The sequence below is a fragment of the Kitasatospora sp. NPDC056273 genome (genome assembly GCF_042268845.1).
Classification (GTDB): Bacteria; Actinomycetota; Actinomycetes; order Streptomycetales; family Streptomycetaceae; genus Kitasatospora.
This window is the reverse complement of sequence record NZ_JBHJSJ010000005.1, coordinates 257,446-276,588: the sequence shown is the minus strand read 5'-3', so window position 1 is coordinate 276,588 and position 19,143 is coordinate 257,446. Positions and strand designations below refer to the sequence as shown.

The window sequence follows — 19,143 nt, the reverse complement described above, 5'->3', positions numbered from 1 at the left end:
ATACGAGCCGCCCCCGGCGCGAACCGGTCCACCGGCCGCCGCCCTCGACCCTCAGCGCCGACTGTCCGCCCCCGGCTCCGCACGGCGGGTGATCGCCAGCACCGCCATGTCGTCGTCCCGGGGCCCGCCCGTCCACCGCTCGACGTCCGCCACCAGCGCGTCCAGCACCTCCCCCGGCCCGGTGAACGGCCCCAGCGGGGCCAGGCCGAGCACCGGGTCGTAGAACTCCCCCGCCGCGTCCCGGGCCTCGGTGACCCCGTCGGTCACCAGCAGCAGCGTGCACCCGGCCGGGAACGGCCGCCCCTCCGGCAGCGGACGCGCCACGCCCAACCCGCCCATCCCCAGCGGCAGCCCCGGGTCCGCCGCGTCCAGCCGGCGCACCCGGGGCGCGGCCCCGCCCGGCGGGTAGGGGCCCAGCAGGTACGGGCCGGGGTGCCCGCAGTCGAGCGTGCGCACGCTCTCCTCCCCCGGCGGGAACTCCACCAGCAGCGCGGTGATGAACCCCTCCAAGCGCAGTTCCTCGCTCATCCGCTCGCTCTCCCGCAGCAGCGAGTCCTCCAGGGCGTCCGCGAGCGCGACCAGGTCCGGCAGCCGGTGCGAGCCCTCCCGGAAGGCGCCCAGCAGCACCGACACGGCGCCGACCGCGTGCAGCCCCTTGCCCCGCACATCGGCGATCAGCCCGCGCACGCCGTACGGGGTGACCTGCAGCGCGTACGCGTCCCCGCCGATCAGCGCCTCGTCCTGGGCGGCCCGGTAGCAGGCCGCGACCGACAGCCGCCCCACCCGCGCGGGCGGCTCCGGCAGCACCGCCCGCTGCGCCGCCTCGGCCACCGACCGCACCCGCTCCAACCGCCGCCCGTGCCGGGCCACCACCCGGTTCACCGCGATCCCGAGCAGCGCCGCGAACACCGTGTTCCCCAGCTCCAGGAAGCCGGCCCGGGTCCCGAGCGACCCGTCCCGGGCCGACAGCACCAGGATGCCCAGCGCGTTGGCCGCCCCCACCGCGACGGTGTCCCCCAGCATCAGCAGCGCCCCCGCCAGCACGGCGGCCGCCGCCAGCATCGGATCGCCCCAGTAGTCGGTCGGGTCCAGCGCGTTCCACACCAGCCCGCCGACGGTCAGCAACCACGGCGCGACCCGCACGTACGGCGGCCACTGCACGGACCTCGGGGCCATCGGCGACCTGGCTTCCGTCTCGCCACCATCCGGAAGTACTCCTTCCGATCGTAGCCACGGGCCCCGGAGGCCCGCATGACGGCCGCCCTCGCCGGTGGCCGAGAAACACCTCCCGCCGATGGGGCACCGCTCACGTGCCCGCTACGCACCGTCCGCCGTGAACCGTCCCGCGCCGGACCCGGCCAGCAGCCCCTCCGGCACCCGGCGCCCGTACGCCACCAGCAGCAGGTGCTCCGCCCGCCCCTCCACGGTGAGCCGACCGTGCCCGTAGGACCACTCCGTGTCCGTCGCCTCCAGCCGGACCCCGTCCACCCGCGCCCCGAAGAACCGCAGCGTGCGGGGTGAGACACCGGCCAGCAGGGCGGTCGTACGCGCCACCGGCAGCCGGGCCGGCAGCCCGAGCGCCACGGTGATGTCGAGACCGTGGACGGCGTCGTGGGCCAGCGCCGCGATCCGGCCGCCGACCGGCGGGCGCCAGGGGTGGCCGGCGTGGTCGGCCATGGCGGCGACGAGTTCGCGCTCGCTCAGGGCGGCGGCGTCACGGCGGGCGATGCGGTCGGCCATCCGGTGGACGTTGCCGCCGGAGCGGGCGAGTTCGAGGAGCGTGCGCGCCGTCGAGTGCCGGAAGCCGGTGCTCAGGTGCGCGGCCACCTCACGGACCCGCCAACCCGCGCACAGCGAGGGCGAGTTCCACTGCTCCTGGGTGAAGGCGGCGAACACGGCGGCGAGTTCACGGCGCTCGGCCGCGATCTGCGCGCGGATCCACCGGATCTGCCCGGCGTCCTGGTCCTGCGGCACGGTTTCCATGCGTCCAGCCTGCGGCCGGAACCGTACGCCCGTCCAAGACCGGGAAGTTCTGGCACCTATGATCAGGAGTTATGGAACTGCGGCAGCTCCAGTACTTCGTCACCGTCGCCCAGCACGGCAGCTTCACCCGGGCCGCGCAGCTGCTGCACCTGAGCCAGCCCGGGGTGAGCTCCCAGATCCGGCAACTGGAACGGGAGCTGGGCCACCCGCTGTTCGACCGCTCGGGGCGCACCGTGCGGCTCACCCCGGTCGGCGAGGCGGTCCTGCCGCACGCCCGGGCGGCGCTCGCCGCCGCGGCGGCGGCCCGCCGCACCGCCCAGGAGTTCGGCGGGCTGCGGCGCGGGCACGTGCGCCTGGGCATGGTCGCCGGGGCGGCCCTGACCCCGCCGGCCGAGCTGGGGACCTTCCCCGGACTCGCCACCACGCTCGCGGCGTTCCGCCAGGAGCACCCCGGCATCGACTTCTCGCTCACCGAGGACACCACCGCGCGGATGCTCGACGCCCTGCGCGACGGTCGGCTGGACCTCGCCGTCGTCGGCCTGCCCGCCCCGGCGAGCGGGCGGGAGGGCGACGACGGCTGGTCGGCGCTGACCGGGCTCGCGCTGCACACCGTGCTGGAGGTCCCGCTGGTCGCGGCCTGCGCGTCGGAGCACCCGCTCGCGGCGGGTACGGGCCCGGGTTCCGCCGATAGTCCGGGCTCCGGCTCTGACTCTGGCGCCGGTGTCCCTGGTGCGGGCGGGAGCGCGCTCCCGGTCGCCGAGCTGGCCGGGCACGCCCTGGTCAGCACCCCGCGCGGCACCGGTCTGCGCACCGCGCTGGAGTGCGCCCTGGCCGAGGCCGGTGTCGATCCGGCGGTCGGCGTCGAGGCGGCCGCGCCACCGCAGCTGGCCGAACTCGCCGCACACGGGCTGGGCGTCGCCGTCCTGCCGGACCCGGGCCCGCTGCCCGGTCTGCGGGTGCGCCCGCTCACCGGACCCGTCCCCCGGGTCCGGATCGCGCTCACCTGGCCGACCGGGCAGCCCGCCTCACCGCCGACCGCCGCCCTGGTGGCCCACCTGCGGCGGGCCTACCCGGGGCCGGCCGCCGCTCCGGCTCCGGCCCCCGTTCAGGCTCCGGCCGGTACCGCCGCGCCGTCGGCGATGTGCAGCAGCGCGGCCGCGCCGTCGAGCACCTCCCGGTCGAGCGGGAAGTAGCCCTGCCGCGGGACGGTGTCGGTGCGCGTCCGGACCCCGGCCGGCAGCGCCGTGTCCGTCAACTCCCAGGCCGCGCCCCGCCCCTGCAGGTGGGCCTCGTACGTCCCCGGCGCCGGCTCGGCCAGCCCGATCGCCTCGCTGCGCCCCAGGCTCCCGGCGACGAAGGCGTACCGCTCGCCCAGCAGCGTGCCCACGATGTGGCCCGCGCCGATCCAGCGGCAGTCCAGCTCGCCCGACGACCAGGCGCTCGGGTTCCGCCGCAGGTGCAGGTTGTGGGAGAAGACCAGGGTCGGTCCGCGCCCGGCCTCGATCGCGCGGATGTCGAGGAGGTTCTGCGCCATCAGCGCGTCCCGCACGCCGGACAGGGCGCTGATCCGGGCGCTCCGGTCGAGGCCCCGGACCGCCGACTGCGCGTGGTAGCGCAGCAGTCCGATCCCGGCGGTCAGCCGGGTGCGGGCCGCGTACCACTCGGCGGACGAGGTCTTGGCGATCAATGCCGGTGCCCGCATGTGGAGTTGGAGGAGCAGGTCGTCGGCGAGGCAGCGCAGCCGCGCGGCCTCGGCACTGTCACCCGGCGAATGCGCCGGGTCCGTCACCGCCTCCGTGCGGCTCCAGCGCTCGTCCTCGCCCGCCACCCCGGCGAGGTCGAGGTCGAGCCCCAGGTAGTCGCGGGCGTGTTCGAGGTAGCGGCGCGGACTGGGGGCGCTGGTGTTCTCGGTCGGGATGTCGAAGCCATGGAAGGACAGCTGCGCACCGGACGCCCGGTCCCGGTTGAACTCCCTTATCCAGGCGACGAGTCGGCGATTGGGCTCGAGCTCCCCGAAGCCGTGGGTGAAGCCCTCCTCCAGCGCCGAGTCGAGGGTGCCGACACCCTCCCGGACGTAGGCGTCCACGGCGAACGCGGACACCCGGTCGGTCTCCAGGGCGATCGACCGGAAGCCCCGGTCGACCAGCCGGGCGAACAGCTCGTTGCGGACCCGCCCGAACGCCGGCTCCTGGTGCGTCGGCTCACCGAGGCCCAGAAGCTCGCACGCCGGGGGGACGAAATCGTTGATGTCCTGGTTCATGAACCTCAAGCGTATCCTTGAAAGAACGGTTGAAACTTTTCCCTCCACCACCGCCCAGGCATTGCCCAACTGTGGCCGAAAGCCTCAAACGGCCCTGAACCATCGGCCGACTCCGAACGCCCGCCCGACCCCGAACGGAGACGACCATGCGACCCGCCGACCTCGCTCGCGAGCACGGCATCTCGACCCAGGCCATCCGCAACTACGAGCGCGACGGCTACCTCCCGCCCGCCGACCGCACACCCACCGGGTACCGGATCTACACCGAGCCGCACGCGGCCGCCCTGCGCGCCTACCTCGCCCTCGTCCCGGCGTACGGGCACGCGACCGCCGGCTCGGTCATGACCGCCGTCCACGCCGACCGGCTCGGCGACGCCCTCACCGAACTCGACCGGGGCCACGCCCAGTTGCTGCGCGACCGGGAGACCCTCGCCGCCGTCCGCACGGCCGTCGGCCACCTGAGCGACGGCTCCGCACCCGGCCCCGCCCTTCCCGCGCTGCCCGGCCCCCGCTCCGTCGGCGAGGTCGCGCACCGGCTCGGTGTCACCCCCGCGACCCTGCGGGCCTGGGAGGCCGCCGGCATCCTGACCCCCGCCCGGGACCGCGCCACCGGCCACCGCCGCTACCTCCCGGCCGACGTCCGCGACGCCGAACTCGCCCACCTGCTCCGCCGGGGCGGCTACCTGCTGGACCGCGTCGCCACCGTGCTGCGGCAGATCCGCACGGCGGGCGGCACCGGCGAACTGGCCGCCGCCCTCGACGGCTGGCAACAGCGCCTCACCACCCGGGGGCTCGCGATGCTCACCGCCTCGGCCCGCCTCGACACCTACCTGGCGCTGCGTCCCGAGGTGCCCCGACGGGCTTGACCTCAAGGGAACTTGAGGTCCCAGAGTGATCCTCATGAACACCGAATCCGCAACGCCCGCGCCCGCCGACACCGCCCTTTCCGGCAGCGCCCCCTCCGACGCCGCCCTGTCCGACGCCGCTCCCTCCGACACCGAGCTCGCGGACATCGCGGCCATCGAGCGGGTCGTGGCCGCCGTCGAGCGCGCCCAACGTGCCAAGGACCCGGACGCCTTCCTCGCCCTCTTCCACCCCGAGGCGCTCTGGACCACCGCGCACGGCAAGGTCCTCCTCGGCCTGGACGCGATCGCCGAGTTCACCCGAGCCGTCCTGCCCGCCGCGACCTGGGACGGCCGGGTCACGTACGAGCCGGTGCACATCCAGTTCCTCCGCCCCGACGTGGCCGCCGTCAAGGTCCGCCAGGTCTACCACTCGGCGGACGGCGGCGCGGAGGGCGGCGCGGAGGGTGCACCGCTGTACGTCATGACCAGGCAGGACGACGGGCGGTGGCTGCTGCACGCCTGCCAGAACACCGGCGTGCTGACCGACTGACCGGCGCGCCCGCCGGCCGGCCACCGGTTCCGTCGCCACCCCGCGCCGCCCGTCGCCGCCCGGTGTGGTCGGGAGCGGTCGGGCGGCGACGTCGCGGGCCGGGCTCAGCCGACCCGGGTGAGGCGGGCGGTTCGGGCGACTGCTCCCTCGGCGAGCGCGCCCACCTGCTCCTGGTCGGGGCGTTCCGGGCTGGCGAGCAGGATGGAGCGCTGGAGTCGCCGCAGTGTCGCGGACGGCTCCATGCCCAACTCCCGTACCAGGGTGTTCCGCAGGCGCTGGTAGGCCTCCAGCGCCTCGCCCCGGCGGCCGGAGCGGTGCAGCGCGATCATGTACTGGCCGTGCAGGCTCTCGTGGGTGCGGTAGCGGTCGACCAGGACGGTGAGTTCGGCGAGCAGTACGCGGTGCCGGCCGAGGCGCAGGTCGGCCTCGATCCGCTGGTCCAGCGCGCAGAGCCGGGTCTCCTCCAACCGCCTGACCTCGACGGCGAGTTGGCCGCCGACCGGGACGTCCGCGAAGGCCGGGCCGCGCCACAGCGCGAGCGCCTCGCCCAACTGGCGGGCGGCGAGCGGGAAGTCGCCGCCGTCCATGGCGCGGTAGCCGTGCCCGGCGAGGCGGTCGAACTCCTGGAGGTCGACCAGCCCGCCACCGCTGTTCAGCATGTAGCCGCCGGCCGAGGTGACCAGGACGTCCTTCGCGCAGGAGGCCCCCGGGCCGCTGTCACCCTGGGCGAGCGCCCGGTCGATGAGGTCGCGCAGTTGGAGCACATAGGTCTGCACGGTGGTGCGGGCGCTGCGCGGCGGACGGCCGGACCACAGTTCCTCGGCGAGGACGCTCGCCGGGACGACCTGGTCGGCCCGTAACGCCAGCAGGGCGAGCACCTGTCGAGGCTTCGGCGCCGAGGGCACCACCGAAACCCCGCACAGTCGGACCCCCAAGACCCCCAGTACCCGGATCTCCACGACGACCACCCCACATCCAGACGGATCGGCGGCCCCGACGGCCGCCGGTCGGGCGGGCGCTCCGCTGCTCACCGTCCGCGCAGATCCGCTGGAAGGTCGGTCGAGCACCCGACACCTATCCAAAAACAGGACAGACGGTTTGTCAATACAAAACCGAACGCGCTGTTTGTTTCTGGGCGGAGCAAGCCCGTGGGAGTAGGACACCGGACCGCCGGTCCGGCCTCGAACGGCTTCGCCCGAGACCCCCGCGGACCACTCGGACCCGCCCGGAGCCCGCCCGGATCACCCCGAATCAGGCCGGACCGGCCCCGCCCGCACCCGTCCCGGCCGCCTCGCCCGCGGCCGCCCCGGCCTCCGCCTCGGCCGCCCGGGCCGCCGCCAGCTCCGCGACCACCCGGCCGCCCCGGTCCGCCGCGAGGTCGAGCGTGGCCAGCACCCCGGGCACCGCGATGCTGGGCATCACATGCTGGTACAGCGAGGCGACCCGGCGCTCCAGGTCCGACCGGCCGGACATCTTCTGGGACTGTATCTGCACGCCCGTCCAGGCCCCGGTGACCAGCCACGCCGTCTCGGCGGGCACCACCTGGGGCAGCAGTTCGCCGCGCCGGCCGGCCGTCTCCAGCACGGTCTCGGCCCGCTGGATCCAGCCGGGCGCCGCGCCGCCGCTGAAGTCGCCGAACACGTCCTGGCCGAGGGAGAGCCGGGCGCCGGCGCTCAACACCGGGTCGCGCGGCATGAGATGGGCGACCACCATCCCGAGGTCCACGAACTCCTGGAGCTTGCAGTGCCGTTCGGGAATCTCGTCCCGGCCGAACTGCTCCTCGACGACCCCCTGGGCGAGCTCCCGCTTGGAGGCGAAGTGGAAGTACACCGCGCCCCGGGTCACTCCGGCGCGAGCCACGACCGCACCGATCGTCGCCCCCTCGTACCCGTACTCGTCGAAGACCGACGCCGCCGCCTCCAGGATCAGCCGACGCGTCCGGACCGCCCGTTCCTGTCGCACCACCGCAACCACCCCACCCGAAACGCTCGGCAAACAAAACCAAACACCCCGTATCTTACCCGCCGAGGTCGGCGGGGATCCCTGCGCCCCAGGTCACATAAGGCCGTCCTCGAGCGGACTAAAACCGCGTAGACGGTATGAGACGAACAGATGGCCGACATCTCGCCGCCAGCCCCCTTAAGCGGAACACCAGCTCTCACTTGTGGCCGGGAGGGCAACGAACGACCACATAATGGCCATGAACCTGTCAAGCCCATGCGCCGACATCCCCACAGGTCAACGAGGTTCACCCGCCGGAGCCGATCTCCGGGCAGTGATCGACACCCACCCACCGTGCCCGTCCGACCACGCTCGGCCGCCGACGAACCTTTGTTCTGGCTCCTTGAAAACCAAACCGGTAGGTACGTATCTTACGAGCCCTGAGCAGCCCACCCCGCCCGTCACGGCCTTTCGGAGCGCTCCCCATGACTCTGCTTGCCTTCCGTACGCCCGCATCCGTCCTCACCACCGGCACGGACTCCGGAACGATCCCCGGCCCGGCCGCAGCAGCCCCGGCGCCTCGCCTGACCAGCACCGTCGCCAAGGAGTACGTCCACCGGGCCTGCCACGCCGAGGTCTTCCTCACCGGCAGCGAACAGCTCACGGACACCACCTTCGCCGTCACCGCGCAGTGGCCGCGGGCGCACACCTTCTTCAGCACTCCGGACGGCACCCGGCACGACCCGATCCAAGCTGCTGAAACGATCCGCCAAGCCGGGCTCTACCTCGCCCACACCCGGTTCGGCGTACCGCTCGACCACAAGTTCATGATGTGGAACCTCGACTACACCACCCGGTCGCGGCAGTTGCTGATCGGTGCGGCGCCGACCGACCTCACCCTGGAGGTCCAGCTCCTCGCCCAGCCGCGCCGCTCCGGCACCACCGTCGACTTCACGCTGGAGACCGTCGTCCGACGGGGCGCCCAGCTGGCCGCCACCGGCTACGCCCGCTTCACCACCGTTCCGGACTCCACCTACCAGCGGCTGCGCCGGGGCCGCCACTCCGCCGAGCTCCCGGCGGCGCCGATCGTGACCGCCGAGCCGCTCCCGCCGGCCCGGGTCGGCCGGCTCCGCCCGTGCGACGTCCTCCTGGCCCCGGCGGACGCCCCCGGCACCTGGCACCTCACCCCCGACTTCTGGCACCCGATCCTCTTCGACCACGCCAACGACCACATCCCGGGCATGGTGCTGCTGGAGGCGGCCCGGCAGGCGGCCAACGCGCTGAGCAGCCCGGCCACCGTCACACCGACCGCCGCGGCCACCACCTTCCACCGGTACGCCGAGCACGACGCGCCCACCACGATCACCGCCCAGCACACCCCCGGCGGGGACCCGGACGCCCTCACCACCACCGTGACCGGCCACCAGCACGGCGAACCGATCTTCACCACCGTGCTCACCGGCCACCCGGACCACCGCTGACCCGACGACCGCCGCCGCACCGACCTCCGGAGTACCCCTTCGCAGCACCCGAACGGCCCGCCCGACCCTCCCCGGTCCGGCGGGCCGTCCGCGTGCCGACGACGCCCGCGGGGGCTGCGGCCACGGGCACCAGCCGATTCCCGGGGGGCCCACCACGGGCCGGCCCCGGCCGGAACGCCCCGCTCCCGGACTGGCACCGGGGCGAACACCTGCGCGAGGATGTCACCCCCTGGATCCCGCTGCCAACAGGAGTCCGCCGTGAGTGAAGTCCCTTCGCAGCAGAACGAGTTGATAAGACTCGCCGACCGCCCCGGCACCGACGACGCCCCCGGCTGCGACGGACGGACCGGCGGCCGGAACGTCCGCGTACGCGTCCTCGGACGGCACGCGCCGGGCTCGCTGCTCGGACACGACTGGCTGGACTGCGAGATCACCGTCACCGCGGACTCGGTACGCGGGCAGTTCGTCACCCTGGTGACCGACCGCCACCTCAGGCAGTGGGAAACCGCTCTGGACCGACTCGGCCGCGGCTCCGCGGTCCGCTGGCTGGACGAGGAACACGGACCGGAGCTACGCATCGAACCCGGCCGACCCGGCGGCCTCTGGGTGACCGTCTCCGACGCGGAGGAATCCGGCGTCACCCTCCGGGTCGTACTCTCCCCCGCACCGAACTGGCTGGCCGAGCAACGCACCCTGCTTCACCTCGTCCGCAGCGCCTACCCCGCCGAGGTGGTCGAACTCTCCCCGGGCATCCACGCCTGGCGCGGAAACCTGCCCGACGAGAGTTGATCGATCGTCACCCCTACTACTGCGCCAGCGTTCCAAGCCGCACGGACGATCAGTCGGGAACAGCGAGAAGGAAGACCGGGCCGCACCGCCGACCATGAACAGCGCGAGCTGGTGCAACCCGACCGTCTCACCCGGTGCGGCGCGTTCGTAGCGCCGCACCGGGTGGCCGGTGGCGCGGTCCGGGTGTGGGAGGTCGGCAAGGCGGCAGCGTCCGGTGAAGGTCAGCGGTGGTCACGGTGTGGCGTGAGGGCCTTCCGGGTGCCGGTGCGGGTGTCGCAGTCCGCACCGAGCCAGAAAGGCCCTCACTGAACCCCGTCACCCACCGTCGCGGTCAGTACGTCCAGGCGAACGGATCGGCCGTCACTTCCGCTGCCGCGGAGGTGTTCCCAGCCGCCCCAGCGAACGGTCGGGCACGGTGAGGAGGAAGAGCAGGGCCGCGCCGCCGAGCATGAACAGCGCGAGGTGGTGCAGGCCGGCCGTGGTGGCGCCGTGCGGGAAGAAGGCGGCGTTCGCGGCGGAGGCCGCCATGGCGCCGAGGTACATGAAGGTGCGCAGCAGCCCGGCCGCCGAGGCGATGGTGGCGGGGTCCGCCTGGTGGTAGAGGGCGGTCTGGGTGCCGAGCCCGATCAGCCCCTGTGAGACACCCGCCAGCACGCCGACTCCGATCAGCAGGGCGCCCGGGCTGTTCGCGTGGACCAGCAGCAGGGCGGCGCAGGCCGCGATCTGACAGGCGGAGCCGACCAGCAGCTTGCCGCGGACGCCCGGACTGCGGCCGCTGGCCCCGGCGGCCGCGAGCGCGGTCAGCGAGAGCGGCAGCAGCACGAGTCCGGCGGTGGCGGCCGTCAGGCCGCGCCCCTCCTCCAGCCACTGCGTGTAGCCGTAGAGGAAGGCGTAGATGGCGGTGTAGCCGAGCACCTGGCGCAGGTAGGTGGCGATCAGCGGGCGGTTGCCGGCGAGCGCCCGCAGGTCGATGAAGGGGGCACGGGCCCGCCGCTCGCGGAGGGCGAAGGCGACGGCTGCCAGGAGGGCGAGCACCGGCAGGTACCAGCGAGCAGGGCCGGGCTTCATCAGGAACAGCATCAGGGCGAGCAGGAGGACCGCGAACAGCGCGATTCCGAGGTGGTCGAGGCGTTCCGGACGCCCGGGGCGCTCCCCGCCGTCGGCAGGGTCCGGGCGGCGGGCGGTGACGGGCAGCCGGGCCGCACCGAGTGCCAGGCAGGCCAGTGACAGCGGGACGTTGACGGCGAAGACCGTCCGCCAGCCGCCCGCGCCGATCAGCAGACCACCGAGGGTGGGGCCGACCACCGCGACGGTCTGGTTGGCGACGGCCAGTACCGTCAGCACCCCGGTGGGGCTGGACCGCCCGGTCCGCTCGGCCTCGCTGCGGGTCAGGTGCATCGCGGCGGGGTAGGCCGCGGAGGTGCCCAGTCCGAGCAGCACCCGGGCGGTGATCAGCAGTCCGAGCGACGGGGCGAGCGCACCGAGCAGTCCGGCGAGGCCGACCAGGGCCGTCCCGGCGAGGTAGAGCCGGCGCGGGCCGTGGGTGTCCACCAGCCGCCCGATCACCGGCTGGCCGATGGCGGTGGCCAGGTAGAGCCCGGTGACCAGCCAGGCGGTCTCGGCGGGCGGCGCGCCGAAGGCGGCGCCGACGGGCACCAGGGCCACCGCGATCATCGACGAGTTGATCGGGTTGAGCACCGAGCCGAGCACCATCGGCGCGATCAGCCGGCGGTTGAACCCGTCGTCCGGGGCGGGCGGCCGACGGCGCGGCCGGAGTCGGGCGAGCAGGGCGGCCGGGCCGGTCATCACCGGTTCAGCCGGTCTATCAGGGCCAGCGCCTCCAGCACGGTGGCGCGCTCGGCCTCGGTGTAGTGCTCCGCCATGGCCCGGGTCAGCCACTCCTCACGGGCCTGGCGGCTGTCCGCGACCCGGGCCAGGCCGACCTCGGTGAGGCTGACCACCTGACGGCGGCCGTCCTCGGGGTCGGGGCGGCGCCCGACCAGTCCGTGCTGTTCCAGCGCGGCGAGGGTGGCGGCCATCGACTGCGGACGGACCCGCTCGGCGGCGGCCAGCGCGCTGGCGGAGGTCGGACCGTCGTTGATCAGCCGGCTGAGCACGGCGGTCTGGGAGGGCGTCAGGTCGCTGGTGCCGCTCGCCTCCCGGAGGGTGCGGCGCAGCCGGCTGAAGACGGCGCGCAGTTCACGGGCGGCCAGCGCCGCGCTGTCGGGAACCACGGTTTCGGTGGACCCGGCGGGCCCGGCGGGGTCGGCCGGGGCGGTACGGGCGGTTCGCTTCTCGGTCACGGCTCCACGGTAATTTCATCAGTCTGGACTGTCCAGTCTGAACTGAAGATTTCCTGAGGGCGGACCGGGCCCTCCACCACCCGTGCCCCGGCCCGGCGGCGGGCCCGGATAATGACGGCATGATCGACAAGCAGCTCCGCGTCGTCCTCGCCGAGGACTCGGTGATCCTCCGGGACGGCATGGTCGAACTCCTCACCGCCCGGGGGTGCGCGGTGGTCGCCACCGCCGGGACGGCACCCGAGCTGATCGCCGCCGTCACCGGACACCGGCCCGACGTGGCCGTGGTGGACATCCGGATGCCGCCCACCCACACCGACGAGGGCATCCGAGCAGCCGTGGAGATCCGGGCCACCCTGCCGGAGGTCGGCATCCTGGTCTTCTCCCAGCACGTCGAGACCGCCTGGGCGGCCCGGCTGCTGGCCGACAGCGCCTCTGGCATCGGCTACCTCCTCAAGGAGCGGGTGGCCCGCACCTCCGAGTTCGTCGACGCGCTGCACCGGGTCGCCGCAGGCGGCACGGCCCTCGACCCGGAGATCGTCAACGGTCTGCTGCACGGCGGGCGGCGCAGCCGGGTGGACGCGCTCACCCCGCGCGAGCGGGAGGTGCTGGAGCTGATGGCGCAGGGGCACTCCAACCGTTCGATCGCCACGCTGCTGGTGGTCTCGGAGCGGGCGGTGGAGAAGCACGTGGCCGCCGTGTTCGGCAAGTTCGACCTGCCCGCGACCGAGGCCGACAACCGGCGGGTCAAGGCCGTGCTCGCCTACCTCGCGGAGAGCGGCGCCTCCTGAGGTAGCACCTCCCGGGACGGCGACCCCGACCGCCCGGGCCGTGGCCGCCCGTCAGAGCCGGCCGGGCAGTTCGGCGCTGACCGCCGTCGGCCCGCCGGGCGGACTGTCCACCCGCAGCGTCCCGTCCAGCACCGCGAGCCGCTCGGCCAGGCCGGTGAGCCCGCTACCCGCACCGATCACGGCGCCGCCGTGCCCGTCGTCGCGCACGGTCAGCCGGACCCTCCCCTCGGCGGCGCTCACGCTCAGCTCCGCCGACCGCGCGCCACTGTGCTTGGCCACGTTGGTCAGCAGTTCGGCCGCACAGAAGTAGACGGCCCGCTCGATCACCTCCTCCGGACGCTCCCGAAGGTCCAGCCGGACGTCGACCGGCACCGGCGAGGTGGCGGTCAGCCCCGGCAGCGCCTCGGCCAACCCGCCCTCCAGCGCCACCGGGTGGATGCCCCTGGTCAGCCGGCGCAGACCGGTGATGGTGTCCTCGGCCTGCCCACGGGCCCGGTCCACCAGGGTCCGCAGCCGCCCGAGGTCGAGCCCGTCCGAGCCACCCTCGGCCGGAACGCCCACCGGCGGAAGGCCCACCGGCGGCGCGCCCGCCCCCAGCACGTCGTCGGCCAGCGACAGCGTGATGGCGAGCGCGACCAGCTGCGCCTGGGTGCCGTCGTGCAGGTCGCGTTCCAGGCTCCGCAGTCGGTCGGTGCCCTCGGCCAGCAGGATGGACCGGGCCTTCTCCAGCTGACGCACCCGCTGGTCCGAGCGCACCGGCCCGAGCAGGGTACGGGCCAGCGTGCGGTTCGCCCCTCCGAGCGCCTGCACCGCGGCGGGTACGGCGACCAGCACCGCGAGGCCGATCGGGATCGCGCCCAGGTCCAGCAGGCCGATCGACCTCGGGCCCGGCTCCATCATCCGCACCCAGAGCGGGAAGCCCACCAGCCAGACGCTTCCGAGCGGGAGCCCGACCACGGCCAGGAAGCCGAGCACGCCCAGCGGCAGCCGGAGGAAGAGGTAGAGCAGCGCCCGCCAGGCCACCGGATCGGTCAGCACCACCCGGCCCCGCGCGAACACTCCGGCCGGACGCGGCAGCGGCCGCGGTGCCGGCACCTCCTCCCCGAGCAGCCGCGCGACCAGCCACCGGTGCAACCCGCCGAGCCTCCTCGCCCCGAGCAGCGCGGCCGCCACGAACGGCAGGCCCAGCACGGTGAGCGAGAGCAAGGCCCCCGCGTAGAGGACGGCGACGGCGTACCCGCCGCCGAGCACCCCGAGCGGCAACCCGAGCACCGCGAAGGCCAGTTCACCACCGCGCACCGACCGGTACCGCCGCCGCTCAGCCACCGTCCACCTCACCACTCGCCCACCGACAATCACTGACCAGCACTCACCGACCGGCATTCAGCCGCCGACCGGCCCCCAGCATCCACCAGGACCCGCCCGGACCACCGCATCCACCTGCCCTTCCGTCCGCACGGCCCCTCGGACAGCCATGGCACCGACCCCGCGCCCACCCGCCGTGGACGCCGGCCTCCGCCTCCTCCGCCTCACCCCCGTTCCCCGCCCGTCGTCTCCACCGCCGAACCGCCGACCGCCCACAGCCCCGTGCCCACGATCCCCGGCACCGTGAGCACCACCGCCCCCAGCACCACCCAGCCGCACGCCGCGCCCGGCACCACCGGCACCACCGAGCCCGTCACCGCCAGGCTGAACGCCCCCGAGGCCGCGGCCGCCACCGCCGCACCCAGCAGCACACCGATCGCCGTGGTCAGGACCGCCTCCACGCCGAGCATCCGCAGCAGCTGCCGCCGCGTCGCCCCGACCAGGCGCAGCAGCGCGAACTCGCGGCGCCGGTCGGCGGTCAGCGCCACCAGGGTGTTGACCGTGGAGACCGCCGCGAAGCAGACCAGCATCCCGAGCTCCGCCTCGCGCAGCCAGATGTCGCTCTGCTTGGTGACGCTGGTCGCGGCGCCCGTCGCCCGGACGACGTGCTCGGCGGTGCCGGTCAGGACCAGCAGGGTGCCGGAGAGCCCGACGAGCAGCGCGACCGGCACCACCGCCGAGGAGAGCCGGGCCGCGTAGCCGCGCAGGTTGGCGTCCGCCAGCCAGCCCGCCCGGGGCGCGAGCACCCGCGCCGGGGCGCCGAGCACCGCCGCCAGGACCCGCGCCGCCACCGGCCCCAGCAGTCCGACCGCGACCAGCAGCACCAGCGAGCCGAGCAGCGCGGCCTGCCCCGCCTTGTCCAGCTCTCCGGCCGGCCGGCTCGCCGCCAGTCGCAGCAGCAGCCCACCACCCGCGAGCACCGCCAGCCCGGCGAGCACCCGCGGCACGGGCGTCCGCCGCGGCCCGCCCGCGCCCTCGGTCAGTGCGGCGGCCGGGGCGGGCCGGGTGATCCGGCGGGCCGCCACGACACTGGCCGCCAGGCCCACCAGCAGCGCCACCGCGAGCCCGATCAGCGCCGGCACCGGCGCCCCGGGTATGCGCAGCCCGGGTGCGGCCATGCCGCGCCGCTGGAGTGCGGCGAGGAAGGCCCGGGCGGCGAGGAAGCCCACCAGGCCGCCCGGCCCGGACACCAGCAGGGTGGTCGCCACCACCTGCGCGCGCACCACCCGCCGGACCTGACGGGGTGTCGCCGCGACGGTGCGCAGCAGCGCCAGGTCGCGGTGCTGCTGGCGCAGGGTGAAGCCGAGGGCGTTGGCCACGACGAACAGCGCGACCAGGACGGCGATCTCGCCGAAGGCCCCGGCGATCAGCACCAGGCCGGGCCCGGACACCGCCGTGCGCGCCACCGCGGCCGGTGCCGTGACCTGGGCGGCGACCAGCGACCCGAACAGCGTCACCGCCGCCACCGCCAGGAACAGCGCCGTCCCCAGCCCGGCGAAGGAGGCCGGGCGGCGGCGGATCTGCCCCGCCGAGAGGCTCAGTACGGGACTGCTCATCGTGCTCACCCGCCCAACCGGCTCAGCCGCTCGGCGACCTGCGCGGCCGTCGGCGCGGTCAGCTCGTCCACCAGCAGGCCGTCGGCCAGCAGCAGCACCCGGTCCGCGTACCCGGCGGCGACCGGGTCGTGGGTGACCATCACGCAGGTCCGTCCGTCGGTGTCGACGCCCGAGCGCAGCAGGCCGAGGACCTCCTGCCCGGTGGCCCGGTCCAGCGCGCCGGTCGGCTCGTCGGCGAACAGCACCTCCGGCCGGGAGACCAGCGCCCTGGCTATCGCCACCCGCTGCTGCTGACCGCCCGACAGCTGCCCGGGCCGGTGCCGCTCCCGCCCGGCCAGCCCGACCCGGGCCAGCGCCTCCCGCACCGCGGCCCGCTCCGTCGGCCGCCCGGCGAGCCGGCCGGGCAGCTCGACGTTCTGCCCGACCGTCATCGCCGGCATCAGGTTGAAGGCCTGGAACACGAACCCCACCCGGGTGCGGCGCAGCTCCGCCAGCCGCCGCTCGGGCAGCCCGGACACCTCGGTGCGGCCCCACCGCACGGTGCCCCCGGTCGGACGGTCCATCCCGGCCAGGCAGTGCAGCAGGGTGGTCTTGCCGGAGCCCGACGGCCCCATCACCGCCGTGAACGTCCCCGGCGCGAAGGCCACCGAGACCCCGCGCAGCGCCTGTACGGCCGCCGTGCCCCGCCCGTACCGCCGGTGCAGCCCCACCGCGCTCAGGGCCGCGTCCGTCACCCCGTCGTGCGCCGCCGTGGCGGCGGCTGTCGTCATCCCGTTCATGCCCTCCATCGTGGGCGTCCGGGGCCGGGAGATCGATTGTGCTGGCACCCGAATCCGGGGTTCGGAAAACCGAACCCCGCAGGTGGTGCTACGTCCCCTCGGGCGGATTGCGGGCCTCCCAGGCCCGGAGGGCGAGGCCGTAGGTCGCCTCCAGGCGCACCGGCCGGTCGTCCACGTCCAGCAGTGCCGCCAGGGCGTCGGCGGCCTCGGGCGTCCGGTCGGCGGGCGGGGCCAGGACGGACGCGGCGGCGTGCCGCAACCCGACGGTCTCCTCCTCCGGATGCTCACGACCGCCCAGGGCTCGGAGGACCTCGGCGAGCACCCCGCCGTCCGGCTCCGCCGACGCCCAGGCGACGAGCAGCTCCGTCTCCTCCGCCTCGTACTCGACCGCGTGCCCCATCCGCAGGAGCGGGGCGTCGCACAGGAAGGCCGCGAGGAAGCGGCGGTGCGCGGGGTCGGGGTGCCGGTGGTGGGCCGTCAGGGCCGACCAGGTCTCCCGACTGCGGCGTTCCCCGAGCACGAACCGGACGGCCTGTTGCCCGACGTGCCCCGGCTCCCGGTGCCGGACGGCCCTGGCCACCAACTCGTCGACCGGGGTGAGGACGCGGAACCGCCACTCCAGCCCGGTCAGCACGGCCCCGTGCCCGGCGCGCACGGTCAGCCCGCCGAGGGAGACCTGCTCGACGTCCGCGTACTGCTCGGTCACCCACACCCACTCCGCCGGCCCCACGGCCCCGGTCCGTCGCCGCAGTTCCTCCTCCGTCCCCGTCTCGTGCCAGGCCCTGGCCAGGGCGAGCAGGTGCTCACGGGCGTCGGCGGGCAACCGCAGCGCCGGGTCCTTCCCCAGCACCGCCCCGACCAGCGCCGACGAACCGAGGTCCACCGCGCGCAGCAGCGGGGTCGTCCCGTCGGGCAGCGGACGGTCCGGATCGGCACCGTGGTCGACCAGGACACCGGCGACCTCGTGGTCGAACCCGTTCACGGCCGCCCACAGCAGGGGCAGCCCGTCCGCATCGCGGGCGTTCGGATCCGCGCCCGCGGCGAGTGCCTCCCACACGCCGTCGACATCCCGCGCCCGTACCGCCGCCGCCAGCCGCCCGTCCGCCGTCATCCGCCGACTCCCCCTCGCCGCACAGCCTCCACCGGCGCACCCTAAACCCGCCGGAGCCGGGCACGCCCTCCCCTTTTACGCCCCCGCCTCCCGCCGGGCCCGCCCGACCGGGAATCATGATCCGGTGACCATCGACCTGCTGCCCGAGCCGCGCTTCGGCCCCACCGAGGCGGAGGTGTGCGGGCTGCCGGCCCCGCACGGCGGGCTGCTGCCCTGCGGGATGCGCGGCACCTTCGTCCGTGGCTGCTCCCGGGCGACGGCCTGCTCTTCCAGCCGGGCGGGCGCATCCCGCCGCTCACCGTAACCGCACCCGGCCCCCGCTTCCCCGTCCCTCACCACCCCACCCACCCACAGGAGTCACCATGACCACCACCCCCCTGACCGTCGCCGTCCTCGGCCCCGGAGGCGTCGGCGGACTGATCGGCGGGCTGCTCGCCCGCGACGGCCATCGGGTCGTCTGCCTGGCCGGCGAGGCGACCGCGGCCGCGATCACGCGGGACGGACTGCGGGTCCGCAGCGCCGAGTTCGGCGAGTTCACCGTCCGGGTGGAGGCGGCGACCGAGCTGCGCGAGCCGGTCGACGCCGTCTTCGTGACGGTCAAGGAGACGGCGCTGGCCGCCGCGCTGGACCGGTTGCCCGCGGAGGTGCTCGGCACCGGGATCGTGGTGCCGCTGCTCAACGGCCTGGACCACATGGCCGTGCTGCGCGAGCGCTACCCGGCCGCACGGGTGGTGGCCGGCACGATCCGGGTCGAGGCCGCCCGGACGGCGCCCGGGCTGATCGAGCACACCAGCCCGTTCGCCGCCATCGAGCTGGGCGCGGACGCCGAACCCGACTCCCCCGTGGCCGAGTTCGCCGAGCGGCTGCGGCACACCGGTCTGGACGTCGCACTGCGCGAGGACGAGACGGCGATGCTGTGGAGCAAGCTCTCCTTCCTCGCCCCGTTCGCCCTGCTGACCACCCGCCACGCGAGCGGGATCGGCACCGTACGCACCGAGCACCGGGCCGAACTCCTCGCCGTGCTGGACGAGATCACCGCCGTCACCCGGGCGGTCGGCGCGCCGGCGGACGCGCAGACGCTGCTCGCCTCCTTCGACCGCATCCCCGGGACGATGAGGTCCTCGATGCAGCGCGACGTGGAGGCCGGACGGCCGACCGAGTTGGACGCCATCGGCGGCGCCGTGCTGCGGGCGGCCGACGCGCACGCGGTGGCGGTGCCGACCATCGCCCGCCTGGTGCATGACCTGACCGAATCCGCCAACCGGTAGCGCCTGCCCGGGCGTGGGGCCCCCCCGCCGCCCCCCCCGGGGGGGCCCCCGCGCCGACCCCCCCCAAACAAAAGGGACCAACAAAAAAAACGGGGGAAAAAACATAACCAAACCGGACAGACCA

The 19,143-nt window shown here is 74.9% G+C and carries 19 protein-coding genes; 8 read left to right on the top strand and 11 right to left on the bottom strand.

Translation table 11 applies throughout. The features are described from left to right. Positions 1 to 51: 51 nt before the first annotated feature. Together ACFCY1_RS07240 and ACFCY1_RS07235 are read right to left on the bottom strand one after the other, a co-directional pair. Positions 52 to 1,176, bottom strand: coding sequence for a PP2C family protein-serine/threonine phosphatase (locus ACFCY1_RS07240; protein WP_049659093.1), 1,125 nt, complete (start codon positions 1,174 to 1,176; stop codon positions 52 to 54). Between the two features lie 141 nt (positions 1,177 to 1,317). Then, the gene (locus tag ACFCY1_RS07235; protein WP_375873850.1) at positions 1,318 to 1,983 is read right to left on the bottom strand and encodes a maleylpyruvate isomerase family mycothiol-dependent enzyme; all 666 of its coding nucleotides are present in this window, start codon (positions 1,981 to 1,983) and stop codon (positions 1,318 to 1,320) included. Between the two features lie 71 nt (positions 1,984 to 2,054). Here ACFCY1_RS07235 and ACFCY1_RS07230 point away from each other — a divergent pair, with 71 nt between their 5' ends. Beyond that, the gene (locus ACFCY1_RS07230; protein WP_375873849.1) at positions 2,055 to 3,176 is read left to right on the top strand and encodes a LysR family transcriptional regulator; all 1,122 of its coding nucleotides are present in this window, start codon (positions 2,055 to 2,057) and stop codon (positions 3,174 to 3,176) included. On the opposite strand, the gene ACFCY1_RS07225 is transcribed toward ACFCY1_RS07230, so the two are convergent. Further along, a complete protein-coding gene (locus tag ACFCY1_RS07225; protein WP_375873848.1) occupies positions 3,089 to 4,243 on the bottom strand; it encodes an erythromycin esterase family protein in 1,155 nt (384 codons plus the stop codon). The genes ACFCY1_RS07230 and ACFCY1_RS07225 overlap by 88 nt on opposite strands. Before the next feature lie 146 nt (positions 4,244 to 4,389). Here ACFCY1_RS07225 and ACFCY1_RS07220 point away from each other — a divergent pair, with 146 nt between their 5' ends. Both ACFCY1_RS07220 and ACFCY1_RS07215 read left to right on the top strand, forming a co-directional pair. Further along, positions 4,390 to 5,109 carry a TioE family transcriptional regulator gene (locus ACFCY1_RS07220; RefSeq protein ID WP_375873847.1) on the top strand — a complete coding sequence of 240 codons (720 nt, stop codon included), beginning with the start codon at positions 4,390 to 4,392 and terminating at the stop codon, positions 5,107 to 5,109. Positions 5,110 to 5,143: 34 nt separating this feature from the next. Continuing rightward, on the top strand, positions 5,144 to 5,638 hold the full coding sequence (locus ACFCY1_RS07215; protein WP_375873846.1) for an SgcJ/EcaC family oxidoreductase: 495 nt from the start codon (positions 5,144 to 5,146) through the stop codon (positions 5,636 to 5,638). Positions 5,639 to 5,742: 104 nt separating this feature from the next. Here the strand turns inward: ACFCY1_RS07215 and ACFCY1_RS07210 are convergent, their stop codons facing one another. Both ACFCY1_RS07210 and ACFCY1_RS07205 read right to left on the bottom strand, forming a co-directional pair. Continuing rightward, positions 5,743 to 6,597: a BTAD domain-containing putative transcriptional regulator gene (locus ACFCY1_RS07210; protein ID WP_375873845.1), complete on the bottom strand. Its 855-nt coding sequence runs from the start codon at positions 6,595 to 6,597 to the stop codon at positions 5,743 to 5,745. A gap of 292 nt (positions 6,598 to 6,889) precedes the next feature. After that, positions 6,890 to 7,603 (bottom strand): ScbR family autoregulator-binding transcription factor, encoded by a 714-nt coding sequence (locus ACFCY1_RS07205; protein ID WP_117493055.1) that lies wholly within the window; start codon positions 7,601 to 7,603, stop codon positions 6,890 to 6,892. A 461-nt stretch (positions 7,604 to 8,064) separates the two neighbouring features. Between ACFCY1_RS07205 and ACFCY1_RS07200 the strand changes: the two genes are divergently transcribed. Beyond that, the gene (locus ACFCY1_RS07200) at positions 8,065 to 9,060 is read left to right on the top strand and encodes a ScbA/BarX family gamma-butyrolactone biosynthesis protein (protein WP_375873844.1); all 996 of its coding nucleotides are present in this window, start codon (positions 8,065 to 8,067) and stop codon (positions 9,058 to 9,060) included. 258 nt (positions 9,061 to 9,318) lie between these two features. Further along, positions 9,319 to 9,849: a DUF5959 family protein gene (locus tag ACFCY1_RS07195; RefSeq protein ID WP_181970917.1), complete on the top strand. Its 531-nt coding sequence runs from the start codon at positions 9,319 to 9,321 to the stop codon at positions 9,847 to 9,849. Between the two features lie 360 nt (positions 9,850 to 10,209). Here the strand turns inward: ACFCY1_RS07195 and ACFCY1_RS07190 are convergent, their stop codons facing one another. Both ACFCY1_RS07190 and ACFCY1_RS07185 read right to left on the bottom strand, forming a co-directional pair. Continuing rightward, a complete protein-coding gene (locus ACFCY1_RS07190; protein ID WP_375873843.1) occupies positions 10,210 to 11,655 on the bottom strand; it encodes an MFS transporter in 1,446 nt (481 codons plus the stop codon). Continuing rightward, on the bottom strand, positions 11,655 to 12,083 hold the full coding sequence (locus ACFCY1_RS07185; RefSeq protein ID WP_375873870.1) for a MarR family winged helix-turn-helix transcriptional regulator: 429 nt from the start codon (positions 12,081 to 12,083) through the stop codon (positions 11,655 to 11,657). Before ACFCY1_RS07185 ends, ACFCY1_RS07190 begins: the two co-directional genes overlap by 1 nt. A gap of 188 nt (positions 12,084 to 12,271) precedes the next feature. Between ACFCY1_RS07185 and ACFCY1_RS07180 the strand changes: the two genes are divergently transcribed. Then, entirely contained in the window at positions 12,272 to 12,940 is a 669-nt protein-coding gene (locus ACFCY1_RS07180) for a response regulator (RefSeq protein ID WP_375873842.1), read from the top strand. 51 nt (positions 12,941 to 12,991) lie between these two features. Here the strand turns inward: ACFCY1_RS07180 and ACFCY1_RS07175 are convergent, their stop codons facing one another. From ACFCY1_RS07175 to ACFCY1_RS07160, 4 genes are all read right to left on the bottom strand, one after another. After that, the gene (locus ACFCY1_RS07175; RefSeq protein WP_375873841.1) at positions 12,992 to 14,266 is read right to left on the bottom strand and encodes a sensor histidine kinase; all 1,275 of its coding nucleotides are present in this window, start codon (positions 14,264 to 14,266) and stop codon (positions 12,992 to 12,994) included. Between the two features lie 203 nt (positions 14,267 to 14,469). Then, the gene (locus ACFCY1_RS07170; RefSeq protein WP_375873840.1) at positions 14,470 to 15,861 is read right to left on the bottom strand and encodes an FtsX-like permease family protein; all 1,392 of its coding nucleotides are present in this window, start codon (positions 15,859 to 15,861) and stop codon (positions 14,470 to 14,472) included. A 5-nt stretch (positions 15,862 to 15,866) separates the two neighbouring features. Then, positions 15,867 to 16,631, bottom strand: a complete 765-nt coding sequence (locus tag ACFCY1_RS07165) for an ABC transporter ATP-binding protein (RefSeq protein ID WP_375873869.1) — start codon at positions 16,629 to 16,631, stop codon at positions 15,867 to 15,869. Positions 16,632 to 16,728: 97 nt separating this feature from the next. After that, positions 16,729 to 17,751: an ankyrin repeat domain-containing protein gene (locus tag ACFCY1_RS07160; RefSeq protein ID WP_375873839.1), complete on the bottom strand. Its 1,023-nt coding sequence runs from the start codon at positions 17,749 to 17,751 to the stop codon at positions 16,729 to 16,731. Between the two features lie 124 nt (positions 17,752 to 17,875). On the opposite strand from ACFCY1_RS07160, the gene ACFCY1_RS07155 reads away from it, so the two are divergent. Together ACFCY1_RS07155 and ACFCY1_RS07150 are read left to right on the top strand one after the other, a co-directional pair. Further along, positions 17,876 to 18,055 (top strand): hypothetical protein, encoded by a 180-nt coding sequence (locus tag ACFCY1_RS07155; RefSeq protein WP_375873838.1) that lies wholly within the window; start codon positions 17,876 to 17,878, stop codon positions 18,053 to 18,055. 58 nt (positions 18,056 to 18,113) lie between these two features. Beyond that, complete coding sequence (locus ACFCY1_RS07150) at positions 18,114 to 19,019, top strand: ketopantoate reductase family protein (RefSeq protein WP_375873837.1); 906 nt, start codon at positions 18,114 to 18,116, stop codon at positions 19,017 to 19,019. Positions 19,020 to 19,143 lie beyond the last annotated feature (124 nt).

Bases quoted from the DNA above. Each gene is read 5' to 3' on its own strand.
- ACFCY1_RS07240 (WP_049659093.1), bottom strand. From the start codon at position 1,176: ATGGCCCCGAGGTCCGTGCAGTGGCCGCCGTACGTGCGGGTCGCGCCG.
- ACFCY1_RS07235 (WP_375873850.1), bottom strand. From the start codon at position 1,983: ATGGAAACCGTGCCGCAGGACCAGGACGCCGGGCAGATCCGGTGGATC.
- ACFCY1_RS07230 (WP_375873849.1), top strand. From the start codon at position 2,055: ATGGAACTGCGGCAGCTCCAGTACTTCGTCACCGTCGCCCAGCACGGC.
- ACFCY1_RS07225 (WP_375873848.1), bottom strand. From the start codon at position 4,243: ATGAACCAGGACATCAACGATTTCGTCCCCCCGGCGTGCGAGCTTCTG.
- ACFCY1_RS07220 (WP_375873847.1), top strand. From the start codon at position 4,390: ATGCGACCCGCCGACCTCGCTCGCGAGCACGGCATCTCGACCCAGGCC.
- ACFCY1_RS07215 (WP_375873846.1), top strand. From the start codon at position 5,144: ATGAACACCGAATCCGCAACGCCCGCGCCCGCCGACACCGCCCTTTCC.
- ACFCY1_RS07200 (WP_375873844.1), top strand. From the start codon at position 8,065: ATGACTCTGCTTGCCTTCCGTACGCCCGCATCCGTCCTCACCACCGGC.
- ACFCY1_RS07190 (WP_375873843.1), bottom strand. From the start codon at position 11,655: ATGACCGGCCCGGCCGCCCTGCTCGCCCGACTCCGGCCGCGCCGTCGG.
- ACFCY1_RS07180 (WP_375873842.1), top strand. From the start codon at position 12,272: ATGATCGACAAGCAGCTCCGCGTCGTCCTCGCCGAGGACTCGGTGATC.
- ACFCY1_RS07170 (WP_375873840.1), bottom strand. From the start codon at position 15,861: ATGAGCAGTCCCGTACTGAGCCTCTCGGCGGGGCAGATCCGCCGCCGC.
- ACFCY1_RS07165 (WP_375873869.1), bottom strand. From the start codon at position 16,631: ATGACGACAGCCGCCGCCACGGCGGCGCACGACGGGGTGACGGACGCG.
- ACFCY1_RS07160 (WP_375873839.1), bottom strand. From the start codon at position 17,751: ATGACGGCGGACGGGCGGCTGGCGGCGGCGGTACGGGCGCGGGATGTC.
- ACFCY1_RS07150 (WP_375873837.1), top strand. From the start codon at position 18,114: ATGACCACCACCCCCCTGACCGTCGCCGTCCTCGGCCCCGGAGGCGTC.